This is a genomic window from Paucibacter aquatile (assembly GCF_002885975.1).
Classification (GTDB): Bacteria; Pseudomonadota; Gammaproteobacteria; order Burkholderiales; family Burkholderiaceae_C; genus Paucibacter_A; species Paucibacter_A aquatilis.
In genome coordinates this window covers 400,206-414,722 of sequence record NZ_POSP01000003.1, presented here as the reverse complement: position 1 = coordinate 414,722, position 14,517 = coordinate 400,206, and the positions used below count along the sequence as shown (strand labels likewise).

General features: G+C 67.1%; 12 protein-coding genes. 7 read left to right on the top strand and 5 right to left on the bottom strand.

Annotated elements, in window-relative coordinates; translation table 11 throughout:
- Window positions 1-9: 9 nt before the first annotated feature.
- The 5 genes from C1O66_RS05170 to C1O66_RS05150 form a co-directional block, all read right to left on the bottom strand.
- Window positions 10-612: a PqiC family protein gene (locus C1O66_RS05170; RefSeq protein WP_165794491.1), complete on the bottom strand. Its 603-nt coding sequence runs from the start codon at window positions 610-612 to the stop codon at window positions 10-12.
- Window positions 613-629: 17 nt separating this feature from the next.
- Window positions 630-1,640, bottom strand: coding sequence for an MlaD family protein (locus C1O66_RS05165; protein WP_102766905.1), 1,011 nt, complete (start codon window positions 1,638-1,640; stop codon window positions 630-632).
- Window positions 1,637-2,440, bottom strand: coding sequence for an ABC transporter ATP-binding protein (locus C1O66_RS05160; protein WP_102766904.1), 804 nt, complete (start codon window positions 2,438-2,440; stop codon window positions 1,637-1,639). The genes C1O66_RS05165 and C1O66_RS05160 overlap by 4 nt, the downstream gene beginning before the upstream one ends.
- Complete coding sequence (locus C1O66_RS05155) at window positions 2,440-3,594, bottom strand: MlaE family ABC transporter permease (RefSeq protein ID WP_243392713.1); 1,155 nt, start codon at window positions 3,592-3,594, stop codon at window positions 2,440-2,442. Before C1O66_RS05155 ends, C1O66_RS05160 begins: the two co-directional genes overlap by 1 nt.
- A 153-nt stretch (window positions 3,595-3,747) precedes the next feature.
- Window positions 3,748-4,575: a substrate-binding periplasmic protein gene (locus tag C1O66_RS05150; RefSeq protein ID WP_165794490.1), complete on the bottom strand. Its 828-nt coding sequence runs from the start codon at window positions 4,573-4,575 to the stop codon at window positions 3,748-3,750.
- Between the two features lie 505 nt (window positions 4,576-5,080).
- Here C1O66_RS05150 and C1O66_RS05145 point away from each other — a divergent pair.
- The 7 genes from C1O66_RS05145 to truA all read left to right on the top strand — a co-directional run bounded on the left by C1O66_RS05145 (window position 5,081) and on the right by truA (window position 14,500).
- Window positions 5,081-5,977 (top strand): LysR family transcriptional regulator, encoded by an 897-nt coding sequence (locus tag C1O66_RS05145; RefSeq protein WP_102766902.1) that lies wholly within the window; start codon window positions 5,081-5,083, stop codon window positions 5,975-5,977.
- A gap of 55 nt (window positions 5,978-6,032) precedes the next feature.
- The gene (leuC, locus tag C1O66_RS05140; protein WP_102766901.1) at window positions 6,033-7,445 is read left to right on the top strand and encodes a 3-isopropylmalate dehydratase large subunit; all 1,413 of its coding nucleotides are present in this window, start codon (window positions 6,033-6,035) and stop codon (window positions 7,443-7,445) included.
- A gap of 118 nt (window positions 7,446-7,563) precedes the next feature.
- Window positions 7,564-8,214, top strand: a complete 651-nt coding sequence (gene leuD, locus C1O66_RS05135; RefSeq protein ID WP_102766900.1) for a 3-isopropylmalate dehydratase small subunit — start codon at window positions 7,564-7,566, stop codon at window positions 8,212-8,214.
- A 29-nt stretch (window positions 8,215-8,243) separates the two neighbouring features.
- Window positions 8,244-9,335 carry a 3-isopropylmalate dehydrogenase gene (gene leuB / locus C1O66_RS05130; RefSeq protein ID WP_102766899.1) on the top strand — a complete coding sequence of 364 codons (1,092 nt, stop codon included), beginning with the start codon at window positions 8,244-8,246 and terminating at the stop codon, window positions 9,333-9,335.
- Between the two features lie 102 nt (window positions 9,336-9,437).
- Window positions 9,438-10,568 (top strand): aspartate-semialdehyde dehydrogenase, encoded by a 1,131-nt coding sequence (asd, locus tag C1O66_RS05125; protein WP_102766898.1) that lies wholly within the window; start codon window positions 9,438-9,440, stop codon window positions 10,566-10,568.
- A gap of 381 nt (window positions 10,569-10,949) precedes the next feature.
- On the top strand, window positions 10,950-13,556 hold the full coding sequence (locus tag C1O66_RS05120) for a FimV/HubP family polar landmark protein (RefSeq protein WP_102766897.1): 2,607 nt from the start codon (window positions 10,950-10,952) through the stop codon (window positions 13,554-13,556).
- 158 nt (window positions 13,557-13,714) lie between these two features.
- Window positions 13,715-14,500 (top strand): tRNA pseudouridine(38-40) synthase TruA, encoded by a 786-nt coding sequence (gene truA / locus C1O66_RS05115; protein ID WP_243392853.1) that lies wholly within the window; start codon window positions 13,715-13,717, stop codon window positions 14,498-14,500.
- The last annotated feature ends 17 nt before the right edge of the window (window positions 14,501-14,517 follow it).

Genomic DNA, 14,517 nt, shown 5'->3' with positions numbered 1-14,517 from the left:
CGGGCGGCCCTAGTGTGCCCCGATGGCCTGGGCCAGCGCCCACAGCGCGGCCCGATGCGCCGCCACCAGTGCATCGGTGCTGCCGTCTCCGGCCGGCACTTCGAAGCGCTGTTCGTGCACCTGGGGAGGCTGGCGGCCACTGGGGTCCAGCCAGGTCCAGCGTGCTAGCAGCACCAGCAGCGGGCGTGGGCCTGCGTCTGCGTCCAGCCTTTGGATGTCCACGCGCAGCTGTCGTTCGGCCGAGAGCCCAGGCGGCAGGGGCAGGCGCCAGATGCGGGCGCTGCCGTGCAAGCGGGCCAGGTCTTGCTGCAGCAGGCGGGGGATGGCGTCGCGCAGGGACTCGGCCCAGCGCTCGCTCGGGGTCAGACGCAGCATGGCCTGGCCGCTGGGGCGGACGATGGCGTCGCGGTCCAGGTACTCGGGGATCTGCACCGGGCCGAGGGCCCAGATGCCAGCGGAGGCCGACGAGGCTGAATCGGCCGAGACCGGGGCGGCGATTGGGCTGGATGATGTACCGGGCGGTTCCGCGCGCAGCTGGTAGTACTGCACCTGGGGGGAGCTGCCGCAGGCGGCGAGCAGGCTGAGGCCGATCAGCACGGGGACGGCCTTCATTCGATTGAGGAATCTGCTCATTTGGCGCGGCCCTTGAGTACGGCTTCGGGTTGCTGGTCCAGGGTGTCGGCCAGCTCGCGCAGGGCACGGGCGGCTTGGGCAATGTCTCTCAGCGCGCGCTGCAGGTTCTGGTTCAGCGGCGCCTCGTCCTGTGCCACATCGGCCACCGCCGCGGCGGCGCGGGCCAGTTCGGTGGAGACCCGGCGCAGGTCCTGCACCACGGCGCCCTCGGGATTGAAGGTCTTGCCCACCCGCTCGGCCGATTCGTTGACGGTCACGGCCGCGCGGCTCATGCGCTCCATGGCGTCCTGGGTGGCGGCCAGGGCGTTCAGGGCGGCGTCGCCCACCGGGCCGGCGCGGCGGTCCAGCTGCTGGCTGAGGCGGCGCAGGCTGGCGCTTACCGCCTCGATGTCCTTGAGGGCGCGGCTCAGCTCGGGCCCCTCGATCAGCCGCCGGCCGGTGCTGGCGATGGCCGAGAGGTCGCCCACCAGGCGCTTGATGTCCAGGCCGTCCACCTGGTTGCGCAGGTCCTGAAAGGGCGTGGCCACGGTGGGGATCTGCACATAGCGGCTGGCCTCGACGGTGCTGCCCACGGTGGGTTTGTCGGGTCGGAAGTCCAGGTCCACATAGAGCTGCCCGGTCAGCAGGCTTTGCAGACCCAGCTGGGCCCGCAGGCCACGCTCGACCAGGGCTTTGAGCGAGGAGGCGCCGCTGCCCGGCAGGCGTTCGCCGCTGAGATTGCCGATCATGTCGCGCTCCAGTTCGGCTTCCACCGGGATGGACACTGCATTGCTGGCATTGTTGTAGGCCACGCCGATGGCGCTGACATTGCCCAGGTGCACGCCGCGGAACACCACCGGCGCGCCGATCTGCAAGCCGTAGATGGAGCCGTGGAAGTACATTACCACCCGTTCCTTGCCGCCCAGCAGCTTGCCGCCAGCGATGACGAACACGGCGATGAAGAGCAGGATCAGGGCGGTGACGACGAACAGGCCCAGCAGGGCAGGGTGGCCGTGGCGCTTTCTCATGCGAGGCCTCCCGAGCCGGACGTTACGCCGCGGCGCAAAAACAGGCGCACCGCCTCGGGGCCAGTCTCCAGCAAACGGCGCGGGGCATCGAGCGCGGTCATGGTTTTCTCCTTGGCATCGAGAAACAGGGCGCGGTCGGCTACCGCAAAGATGCTGCTCAATTCATGCGTCACCAGCACGATGCTGGTGCCGAGATGATCGCGCAGATTGAGGATCAGTTCATCCAGGCTGGCGGCGCTGAGCGGGTCCAGGCCGGCCGAGGGTTCATCGAGGAAGAGCAGAGGCGGGTCCAGGGCCATGGCGCGGGCGATGGCGGCACGCTTTTTCATGCCGCCGCTGAGGGCGCTGGGCAGCTCGTCAAAGGCGGCTTCCATGCCGACCAGGGCCAGCTTGAATCGGGCCATCTGCTCGGCCGCGTCTTCGTCCAGCTCGCTGAACTCGGTCAGCGGCAGCATCACGTTCTCGCCCACCGTCATCGAGCTCCACAGCGCCCCGCCCTGGAACATCACGCCGAACTGGCGGCGCAGCTGCGCCATCGTGTCGTCGTCGGCCTCGGCCAGGTCTTGCTCGCCATAAAGTACACGGCCCGCGGCAGGCGTCTGCAGGCCGATCAGATGGCGCAGCAGGGTGCTCTTGCCACAGCCGCTGCCGCCCATCAGCACCAGGATCTCGCCTCGCTGCAGCTCGAAGCTGATGCCTTGCTGCAGCACGCGCCCCGGCACGGCCAGGGTCAGATCCTCGGCGCGAAGCAAGGGCGAGGGCAAGGGCACGGGCAAGGCCTGTTGCGGCTGCGCGTCCATCACCAGCCCAGACGTTGAAAGGCAATCGTCAAGGCCGATGCGGCGATGACGATCCAGATGATGGCTTGCACGACGGCGGCCGTGGTCGCTTCACCCACGGCCTGGGCGCTGCGGCCGGCATGCAGGCCCTGGCGGCAGCCCGCCATGGCGACCAGCACGCCGTAGACCGTGCCCTTGAGCAGGCCGATGCCCGCATGCGCCAGGGTGATGGCCTTGGAGCTGCGGTAGAGGTAGTCCAGCAGCTCGACATGGAAGATGCCCACGGCCACCAGCAAGCCCGCCAGCATGCCCACCACGGCGGCAAAGGTGGTCAGCAAGGGAGCCATCAAGGCCATGGCCAGCACGCGCGGCAGCACCAGGTGCTCGACCGGGTTCAAACCCAGGGCGCGCAAGGCGTCGATCTCCTCATTCGCCTGCATGCTGCCCAGCTGGGCGGCAAAGGCGGCGCCGACCCGGCCGGCCAGCATGATGCCGGTCATCAGGGCTGCGATTTCGCGCACCACGCCGATGGTCACCAGATCGGCCATGAAGGCCTGCGCGCCCAGGCGCTGCAGCTGGGCCGCGCCCATATAGGCAATGATGAGCCCGACCAGAAAGCTGACCAGGGTGACGATGGGCAGGCTGGCCGGGCCGGTGGCGTGCAGTTGCTGGGCCATGTCTTCGCCGCGCATGGCGGTGCTGCCGCGCAGGGCGCGGTAGACGGCGATCAAGAGCTCGCCGGTGAAAGCCAGGGTGTCGCGCGTGCGGCGGTAGCGGGCCTGCCAGTCCAGGCCGATGCGCGTGAGCCAGCGAGGGCGGCGTTTGCCGTTCGGCGTATCGCCTGCGCTCTGGCGAGCGGCCAGGTCCAGCATGCCGCGCAATCCCGGCGGCAGGGCCTCGGTATTCAGCGCCTGCTGGCGGCTGCGGCTCAGGGCCCAGAGCTGGGCGGCGAGGCGGCTGTCGAAATGGCTGAGGGCCTGGCCGTCGACATGCATGAGCAGGGGCCGGGCGGCCTCGCGCGGATCCGTCGAGTCTTGTGGTTCGGGGGGCGGCGGCAGCATGGGGCCGCCACGCCAATCGCCGCTCAGGCGCAGCCGCAGACCCGATTCGTCCTGCTGCCATTGCGCCTGGGCGGCTTGCCCTGCGCCAGCGTCGCCTTGCTGTGCCTCGCCCAAGTCTGCTCCCGCGCTGCCGGACCGGCCGTGTGCGCCTAGGTTAACAGCCTGCTCCCCTCAGCGGGTGGCCCATGTGGCCGTGAGCAGTTGCACCCACCAAGAACAACGGCGACCCGAGGGCCGCCGTTGTTGTTGCTGTTGCAGGCTTGCGAATCAGTCGACGGACTTCATCAGGTGCGAGACCTGACCCTTGAACTCGGGCGATTCGCGCAGCTTGCCTTGCAGGCGCCAGACCTCGCGCGCCGTCTGGCCATGCTTGGTGAAGAAGGGCTTGGAGAAGATGGTGAAGTAGGCCTTGTCGACCAGGGGCGGGCTGACCCGCTCGATCTTGCTGTGCAGCGCCGGCAGGGCGGCCAGCGAGGCCTCGGCCTCGGTGGTCTGCAGGGCCGCGGCGAGGTAGCGGCCCGAGGCCACGCGGTTCAGCAGCTCATCGGCCGTGGGCGCGTTGTCTTCGACCTTGACGCCCAGCTGCTTCAGCTGCGCGACGATGGAAAAGCCGGCCTGGGCGCCGAAGGTTCCATTGCCGGACAGGGCCTTGCCGTCCCAGCTGACGCTGGCGCCCTTGGTCTTGTAGAGCGCGTAGGTGGCGCGGTACATGCGCTTGGTGGCGTCGGCTTCACCGTCGAGCTTGAGCGGGTAATGGGCAAACTCAGCGCGCTCGGCGCTGAAGCTGGCGTTCATGGCGCCGTCGATCTTGCCGCTTTTGACTTCGGCCAGGCATTGTTTCCAGGGCATGGGCACCAGCTTGATCGGCGTGCCCAGCTGCTTCTCCAGCTGCGTCATCATGATCTGGCTGTAGCCGGGTTTGTCCTTGAGCAGCCAGGGGAAGGCGTCTTCGTTCTCGTGGCAGATGTGCACGCTCTCGGGGCCGCCCTCGGCGGCTCGGACCGGCGCGCACAGGCCCAGCAGGGTGCCGCATGCGAGCAGGCTGAACAAAATGCCCTTGTGGGCGCGATGGGGGGAGGTGTGCAGTTGAGGCATGGGCGGCAATCGCGAACGATTCATCAAGAAGGTGAGTGAGTCATCCTAGGCCGCACCCCGCCCGCCCAAGCGCAGGAATGTGTGCATTCCTGGGCTCATTTCTCACTTGCGTGCGGCCGGCCTGTCGTGGACCTGACAGTGGATCGGATCTGGGTGAACGCGACACTTTCGGCGTTCTGCTGGGATGGGGCCTTTGCCAATGCCTCTGGGGTTGAGTTCTGTGGCCGAGCGGCCTGCTGCACATCCGGAGCCCCATCTTCGCGCTTGCTGAGAAACATGGAATCACAGCGTGCCTGGCTGGTTTAGACTTCGTGAGGCGCGAAGATGTAATTGTTGAACTCTGTGTGCGCATCTTGTTGGCGAAAGCTAAATTTCGTCTCTCGAGGGTGATTGCCGCCGGTCTGCCCTGCGATCGGTGCTGGTTCCCGCATACCAAACTTGCTTTTCTTCGCGCCACGGACCCTGATTTCCCGCTCTTGTCGGACCTTCGAACTCGGACACACCCATGCGCCTTGATCTGACCACCCTCAACCTCGTGCTGGCCATCGAGCAGACGCGCTCCATCACGCGCGGTGCGCAGCAGGAGCATTTGGCTCTGGCCGCGGCCAGCAAGCGGGTGTCCGATCTGGAGGCCCGCCTGGGCGTGCAGCTTTTCGAGCGCCGTTCGCGCGGGGTCGAGCCCACCGAGGCTTGCCGCGCCCTGGTGCGCCACATCCGCTCCCTCCATGCCTCCTTGCATGCGCTTGAGAGCGAGGTGGTGGAGTTCGCCCGCGGCATCAAGGGCCATCTGCGCATTGCCGCCAACAGCGGCGCGATTGCCGAATGCCTGCCGGCCGATCTGGTGGCCTTCAGCCAGGGCCACCCGCAAATCCGCATCAGCCTGGAAGACCTGACCAGCGCCGAGGTGCAGGCGGCGGTGGCCGAGGGCCGGGCCGATGCCGGTGTGTTCACCGCGCCCTTGCTGGACAGCCGCTTGCAGACCTGGTCCTACGCCCGTGGCCGCCTGGCCGTGCTGGTGCCCAAGCGCCATGCGCTGGCGGCGCAGGACCGCGTGCGCTTTGCCGACCTGCTCGATTACGACCTGATCGGCCTGCATGCCGGCGCCTCGGCCCAGGAAATGATGCGCCAGCAGGCCCAGGCCCTGGGCCGCACGCTCAACGCCCGCATCCAGGTGCGCGGCTTTGATGCGATTGCCCAACTGGTCGAGGCCGGCCTGGGCGTGGCCGTGCTGCCCGGTGGGCCCGCCGAGCGCTTCTCGCGCGTGTTCGACGTCAAGCTGCTGGCACTGGACGAAGACTGGGCCGTGCGCGAGTACTGCCTGGGCGTGCTGCGCCAGGAGCGCCTGCCGGCCGTGCTGCAGCGCTTTGTCGACAGCCTCTGCCCGCCGGCGCCCAAGGCTTGATGGACCCTCAAGCCGAACCGAACTCATCGAATGAATTGAAGGAAAGAAGACTGTCATGACTGCTCGCACGCTCTACGACAAGCTCTGGGATGAGCATGTCGTCCACACCGAAGACGACGGCACGGCCGTGCTCTACATCGACCGCCATCTGCTGCACGAGGTGACCAGCCCGCAGGCCTTTGAAGGCCTGGAGCTGGCCTCGCGCAAGGTCTGGCGTTTGTCGGCCAATCTGGCGGTCAGCGACCACAATGTGCCCACCACCGACCGCAGCGGCGGCATCGCCGACCCGATCTCCAAGCTGCAGGTCGACACCCTGGACCAGAACTGCGACCGCCACGGCGTGACCCAGTTCAAGATGAACGACAAGCGCCAGGGCATCGTCCATGTGATCGGCCCGGAGCAGGGCGCCACGCTGCCCGGCATGACCGTCGTCTGCGGGGATAGCCACACGTCTACGCATGGGGCATTCGGTGCCCTGGCTCATGGCATCGGCACCTCCGAGGTCGAGCATGTGCTGGCCACGCAGACCTTGTTGGCCAAGAAGGCCAAGAACATGCTGATCCGCGTCGAGGGTCAGGTCGTGCCCGGCGTCGGCGCCAAGGACATCGTGCTGGCCATCATCGGCAAGATCGGCACGGCCGGCGGCACCGGCTACACCATTGAGTTCGGCGGCTCGGCCATCCGCGCGCTGACCATGGAAGGCCGCATGACGATTTGCAATATGGCCATCGAAGCCGGCGCCCGCGCCGGCTTGATCGCCGTGGACGAGACCACTCTGAACTACGTCAAGGGCCGGCCCTTCACGCCGACCGGCGTCGAATGGGATCTGGCCGTGCAGTACTGGCGCGGCCTGCATTCGGATGCCGGTGCGCATTTCGACGCGGTGGTCGAACTGGACGCCAGCCAGATCCGCCCGCAAGTCACCTGGGGCACCTCGCCCGAGATGGTGCTCGATGTGAACGCCCGCGTGCCAGACCCGGACAAGGAAAAGGACGCAGTCAAGCGCGGCGCCATCGAACGCGCCTTGCAGTACATGAGCCTGGAGCCCAACAAGGCGATTGCCGACATCCATGTGGACAAGGTCTTCATCGGTTCCTGCACCAACAGCCGCATCGAGGACATGCGCGAGGCCGCCGCCGTGGTGCGCCGCATCGGCGGCCGTCTGGCCTCGAATGTGAAGCTGGCCCTGGTCGTGCCCGGTTCGGGCCTGGTCAAGGCGCAGGCTGAGGCTGAAGGCCTGGATCAGGTCTTCAAGGCCGCAGGTTTCGAGTGGCGCGAGCCCGGCTGCTCCATGTGCCTGGCCATGAATGCCGACCGCCTGGAGCCCGGTGAGCGCTGTGCCTCCACCAGCAACCGCAATTTCGAAGGGCGCCAGGGCGCCGGCGGCCGCACCCATCTGGTCAGCCCGGCCATGGCCGCAGCGGCCGCCATGCGCGGCCATTTCGTCGACGTCAGCCACTTGGCATGACCCACCCCCTACGCGCTTCGCGCGCCCCCTCAAGGGGGCGTCACCGCGCGACCGGCAAAGCCGGATCGCCGGTGCCTGCTGGGTGGGGCACGAAAGAATTTTGAGAAAGGTTTCTCTGATGGATAAATTCACCCTGCACCAGGGCCTCGTCGCCCCCATGGACCGCGAGAACGTCGACACCGACGCCATCATCCCCAAGCAGTTCCTCAAGTCCATCAAGCGCAGCGGCTTCGGCCCTAACTTGTTCGATGAGTGGCGCTATCTGGATGCCGGCGAGCCCGGCCAGGACCCGGCCAGCCGCCGCCCCAACCCCGATTTCGTGCTCAACCAGGCGCGCTATGCCGGCGCTTCGGTGCTGTTGGCGCGCGCCAATTTCGGCTGCGGCTCCAGCCGCGAGCATGCGCCCTGGGCGCTGGAGCAGTACGGCTTTCGCGCCCTGATCGCGCCCAGCTTCGCCGACATCTTCTTCAACAACTGCTTCAAGAACGGCATCCTGCCCATCGTCTTGCCCGAGTCGCAAGTGGCGCGGCTGTTCGACGAAGTGCATGCCTTCCCGGGCTACCAGCTGAGCATCGATCTGCCGCGCCAGGTGGTAGTCAAGCCGGACGGCACGGAGCTGCCCTTCGAGGTGCAGGCCTTCCGCAAGTTCTGCTTGCTGGGCGGTTTCGACGACATCGGCCTGACCCTGCGCCATGCCGACAAGATCAAGGCCTTCGAGGCCGAGCGCCTGGCCGCCAAGCCCTGGCTCAAGCACCAGTTGTCGGCCTGAGCGCCACGCGAATTTTTCCAAGGACAGATATGAAGATCGCAATCCTCCCCGGTGACGGCATTGGCACCGAAATCGTCGCCGAAGCCGTCAAGGTGCTCAAGGTCCTGGACCTGCCGCTGGAGATGGAAACCGCACCGGTGGGCGGCGCCGCTTACGAGGCGGCCGGCCATCCCTTGCCGGACTCCACCCTGCAGCTGGCCAAGGATGCCGACGCCATCCTGTTCGGCGCCGTGGGTGACTGGAAGTACGACAAGCTGGACCGCCCCCTGCGCCCCGAGCAAGCCATTCTGGGCCTACGCAAGCACCTGGGCCTGTTTGCCAACTTTCGCCCGGCTATCTGCTACGAGCAGCTCACGCACGCCTCGAGCCTGAAGCCCGAGCTGGTGGCTGGCCTGGACATCCTCATCATCCGTGAGCTGACTGGCGACATCTATTTTGGTCAGCCGCGCGGCCGCCGCACCGCGGTGGACGGGCATTTCCCGGGCAGCGAAGAAGCCTTCGACACCATGCGCTACTCGCGCCCGGAGATCGAGCGCATCGCCCATGTCGCTTTCCAGGCCGCACGCAAGCGCAACAAGCGCGTCACCTCGGTGGACAAGGCCAATGTGCTGGAGACCTTCCAGTTCTGGAAAGACGTGATGATCGAAGTCGGCGCCGAGTACCCCGATGTGGAACTCGACCATATGTATGTGGACAACGCCGCCATGCAGCTGGTCAAGGCGCCCAAGCGCTTCGACGTGGTCGTGACCGGCAATATGTTCGGCGACATCCTCTCGGACGAGGCAGCCATGCTGACCGGCTCCATCGGCATGCTGCCCTCGGCCTCCTTGGACAAGAACAACAAGGGCCTGTACGAGCCCAGCCACGGCAGCGCGCCGGACATCGCCGGCAAGGGAATCGCCAATCCTCTGGCTACAATCCTGTCCGCTGCCATGATGCTCAAGTTCTCCCTCAACCAACCCGAAGCTGCTGCTCGTATCGAAGCCGCAGTGGGCTCGGTGTTGTCCCAAGGTCTGCGCACCGCAGACATTTGGAGCGAGGGCACCCAGAAGGTGGGCACGCGCGAGATGGGTGACGCTGTAGTTGCAGCGATTACCACGACCAAAACCATGAAGGGCTAGTTCAGCTCCGGTTCGTCTCGCCCCTACACCCCCGGCGACACGAGCCGGGGGAGAAGAAGTCCAGAGGCTTTTTTCTTTTTTAGGGCGATAGAGGTAACAGCGATGACGACACTTGTTGGATTGGTAGGCTGGCGCGGCATGGTGGGTTCGGTCCTGATGGACCGGATGAGCGCAGAAAAAGACTTTGACCTGATCGAGCCGCTGTTCTTCAGCACCTCGAACGCCGGCGGCGCTGCCCCGGCCCAGGCCAAGAACGAAACCAAGCTCCAGAACGCTTTTGACATCGAGCAGCTCAAGCGCTGCGAGATCATCATCACCGCCCAGGGCGGCGACTACACCAGCGAAGTCTTCCCCAAGCTGCGCGCGGCCGGCTGGACCGGCCACTGGATCGATGCGGCCTCGACCCTGCGCATGGAATCTGACGCGGTCATCATCCTGGACCCGGTCAATCTGCCGGTCATCAAGGATGCCCTGGCCAAGGGCGGCAAGAACTGGGTCGGTGGCAACTGCACCGTGTCCTGCATGCTGATGGGCGTGGGCGCGCTCTACAAGGCCGGTCTGGTCGAGTGGATGAGCACCCAGACCTACCAAGCCGCCAGCGGCGGCGGTGCCCAGCATATGCGCGAGCTGCTGACGCAGTACGGCACCTTGAACGCGTCCGTGCGTGCCTTGCTGGATGACCCCAAGAGCGCCATCCTCGAGATCGACCGCCAGGTCATCGCCACCCAGCGCGCCCTGAGCGCCGCCGAGACCGCCAACTTCGGTGTGCCCTTGGGCGGCTCGCTGATCCCCTGGATCGACAAGGACCTCGGCAACGGCCAATCCAAAGAAGAGTGGAAGGGCATGGCCGAGACCAACAAGATCCTCGGCATCGGTGAGGGTTTCGGTTCCAGCGCCATTCCGGTGGATGGTTTCTGCGTGCGCGTGGGCGCCATGCGCTGCCACAGCCAGGCCCTGACCTTCAAGCTGAAGAAGGACGTGCCCCTGGCCGACATCGAAGCCATGATTGCCGCCGACAACGAGTGGGTGAAGCTGGTGCCCAACACGCGTGAAGCCACGATCAAGGACCTGACCCCGGTGGCCGTGACCGGCACCATGACGATTCCCGTCGGCCGCCTGCGCAAGCTGGCCATGGGCCCGGAGTATCTGGGCGCTTTCACCATCGGTGACCAGCTGCTCTGGGGCGCGGCCGAACCGCTGCGCCGCATGCTGCGCATCCTGCTGGACCGCTGAGGGGAGGGCTTCGCTGAGCGGGGTGCGCAAGGCGCCCGCTCAGTGATATCCCGCATTCACGTTGCCCCCAAGCGACAAGCTGGGGCGGACGGGCGAAACTCAGCGGGGGCAAAAGTGCTTTTCAGGCATTGCCTGAGCTTGTGAGCGTATATGCTCGCCGCTATTGAGTTTTCCGGTCCGTGGACCTGGCGCGGACTTGGCGCGAGAGGATGGCATCGTGAGTGCTGTTGTGCGGAAAATCGTGATCGTCGAAACAGGCGGACACCCCTTGGTGCCCGCCTTGTTGCTTTGGGGGATGCCTTGAAACTACATAAAAGCGCCGTGGGTAGCGCACTGGGTCGCACATGGGGCCGTTTTTCTCTGACTCATGTGGCTGCCGCCATGCTGGCCGCCGCGAGCAGCGGAGCGTGGGGCCTGGGTCTGGGCAAGCTGACCGTGCAATCGGCGCTGGGCGAGACGCTCAAGGCCGAAATTGACATCACCAGCATCAGTGCCGAAGAGGCCGGCACCCTCAAAGTGCGCGTGGCGCCGCCCGAGTCCTACCGCGCCACCGGCGTCGAGTACAACGCCGTGCTCACCGGCACCCAGGTGCAGGTGGTGCGCCGTGACGGCCGCAATGTGCTGCGCGTCAGCAGCGATCGCGCCGTTCAAGAGCCGTTTGTCGATGTGATTCTGGAGCTGACCTGGGCCAGCGGCCGCTTGGTGCGCGAATACACCTTGCTGTTCGATCCGCCGGCCAATCCCAAGCCCGGCAGCGCCGCGCCCGCCGTGGCTGCAGCGCCGGTGATTTCTTCGCCGGCTTCGGAGGCCACGCCCCTGCCAGCCGCTGCCAGCCGCCCGCGCCCGCCCGTGCCAGCACCGGCGGTGGCCGAAGCGACCCGGCCGCGCGCTGAAGCACCGGCGCCTCGCCCGGCTCCGGCCCCCGTGCCTGCGCCGGCGCCACGCGCTGCAGCCGCACCGGCCGCGTCCGAGTATGTGGTCAAGCCCGGCGACAGCCTGTCGCGCATTGCAGGCAAGACCCAGCCCGCTGGCATCTCGCTGGACCAGATGCTGGTGGGTCTCTACCGCAACAACGAAGACGCCTTCATCAACGGCAATATGAACCGCCTGAAGGCCGGCAGCGTGCTGCAAGTGCCTTCGGCCGAGAGCCTGGGTTCGGTCAGCACGGCCGAGGCCCGCCAGGTGATCCGCGCCCAGAGCGCCGATTTCAATGCCTACCGCCAGCGCCTCAGCGGCGCCGCGCCGACGATCAAGCAAGACGAGAGCGATCGCCAGGCCAAGGGCCGCGTGCAGGCCGCCGTGGACGATCGCAAGCAAGCTGCAGCACCCACGCCGGACAAGCTGACCCTGAGCAAGGCCGCCGACGGCAAGACCGCGGCCGTGTCCAAGGACACCGAGAAGAAAGATTCCGCCGCCCGCGTGGCCGAGCTGACCCGCAATGTGGAAGAGCTGAAGAAGCTCTCCAGTGCGGCCAAGCCCGCTGCCACACCTGCACCTGCACCTGCACCTGCACCTGCGCCGGTCGCTGCACCCGCTCCGGCCCCAGCGCCGGTGGTGGCTGCGCCCGTGCCAGCTCCGGTGGTGACGCCGCCAGCTCCAGCCCCGGCTCCGGTGGCATCGGCACCTTCGCCGGTGGCCTCCAAACCGCTGCCTAGCACGGCGGCGCCGGCGGCTTCCAAGCCTGCCAGCGCGGCCCTGCCGCCGGCTCCGGCCGCCGAGGTGGCCGAGCCCAGCCTGCTCGACCATTTGCTGGACAACCCGCTGCTGCCGCTGTCGGCCCTGCTGGTGGCCGCGGCCGGTGGTTTCGGGTTCTACCGCTTCCGCAATCGCAAGGCCCAGGCCAAGTCCGACACGGGCTTCCAGGAAAGCCGTCTGCAGCCCGATTCCTTCTTCGGCGCCACCGGCGGCCAGCGCGTGGACACGCGCGATGCGGCCAACGGTGCCTCGTCGATGAATTACTCGCTGAGCCAACTGGACGCCATCGGTGATGTCGACCCCGTGGCCGAAGCCGACGTCTACCTGGCTTACGGCCGTGACCTGCAGGCCGAGGAAATCCTCAAGGAAGCCCTGCGCGCCAATCCCGAGCGCATGGCCATCCGCCTCAAGCTGCTCGAGGTCTATGCCAAGCGCCGCGACATCAAGGGCTTCGAGCAACTGGCCATCCAGCTGTATGCCGAAACCCAAGGTCGTGGCGACGACTGGGCCAAGGCGCAGGAGCTGGGCCGTCAGATCGATCCCGAGAATCCGCTCTACCAGCCCGGTGGCGCACCGAGCCTGCCGGCCAGCGGCCGCGAAGTGCATCCCGAGCCCATGGATGCCAGCACCTTGCCGCACACCGTGACGGCCGGTCATCTGGCCACCGAGCCGCTGGGCCGCAACGCGCCCGACACCGGCCCGACCAGCGTGTTCGATCTGGATCTCGATTTGGATCTGGATTCGCCGGCGCCTGCGCCGTCGCCGATCTCGATGGAAGCCACGCAAGCCCTGCCCACCACCGTGGATCAGGCGCCCATGGCCATGGACTTCGACCTCTCGCCGCCGGCCACGCCGACGCAAGCGGGCGGCGCCGATCTGGAATTCGATCTGGACGACCTGAGCGACGATCGCCCGGCCACAGTGGCGCCGGACAGCGGCAACGGCGCCCTGGACTTCGACCTCTCGTCCATCGACCTGGATCTGCCGGCCACGCCCGCAGCACCGGCCGCACCGATTCCCGCGCCTGAGTCGACCTCGGGTGCCGATCTGGCCGCTGAGTTCGATGCGCTGATGAACCAGGTGCCCGAGCCGGCTGCGCCGCCGGTGGTGCCGGACATCGCCGACCTGGGCCTGGACGATGGCGACCCGCTGCTGCGCCAGCTGGAGCTGGCCGACGAGTTCCGCCAGATCGGTGACACGGAAGGCGCGCGCGAGGTGCTGACCGAGCTGATCTCCAAGACCAGCGGTGCCCTGCGCGACAAGGCGCAAGCCATGCTCAACGAGCTGCGCTGATCGGCCCTTGTGGCATCCTGTGAGGCGCTCGGCCTGGCCGAGCGCCTTTTTCTTTGTGGAGTGAGCGATTGATGTCGGGGCAAGACGAGGCGGGGCAAGACCATGCGGTTCAGCCGGGCCCGGTGGAAGAGGGCGCAGCTGCCACGGCAGCCGCAGCGCTGCAGCGCGTGGCGCTGGGCGTGTGTTACCGCGGCCAGGGCTACCACGGCTGGCAAAGCCAGAAAGACCGGCGCACGGTGCAGGACGTGCTGGAGCGCGCGCTCAGCGAGTTTGCTGCGGCCGAAGTGCGCACCATCTGCGCCGGCCGCACCGACACCGGCGTGCACGGGCTCAACCAGGTGGTGCATTTCGACGCGGCCGTGCGGCGCGAGGCGGCCTCTTGGGTGCGAGGCACCAACCGCTACCTGCCGGCCGATGTGGCGGTCCAGTGGTGTGTGTTCCCGCCGGCCGACTTTCATGCCCGCTTTCTCGCGCGCGGCCGGCGCTACACCTTTGTGCTGCTGGAGTCGCCGGTGCGGCCGGCGGTGGAGGCTGGTTCGGTCGGTTGGGTGTTCCGTCCGCTGAATCTGGAGGCCATGCAGGCTGCCGCGGCCTTGCTGATCGGCGAACATGATTTCAGCAGCTTTCGCTCCTCGGACTGCCAGGCGCTGTCGCCGGTGAAGACGGTGCGCGCGATCGAGATCTCGCGCCGCGGCGCCTACTGGCGCTTTGACTTCGATGCCTCGGCCTTTTTGCATCACATGGTGCGCAACATCATGGGCTGCCTGGTGGCCGTGGGCGCTGGGCACCGCGACCTGCACTGGATGGCCGAGGTGCTGGCGGCTCGAGATCGCAGCCGCGCCGCGCCGACCTTCTCGCCGGACGGGCTCTACTTCAATGGCCCGTACTACGACGCGGAGTTGGCCATCCCGACCCGCACCGCGGCCATGGATTGGCTACCCTGAGCAGGTCCTGACTGAGT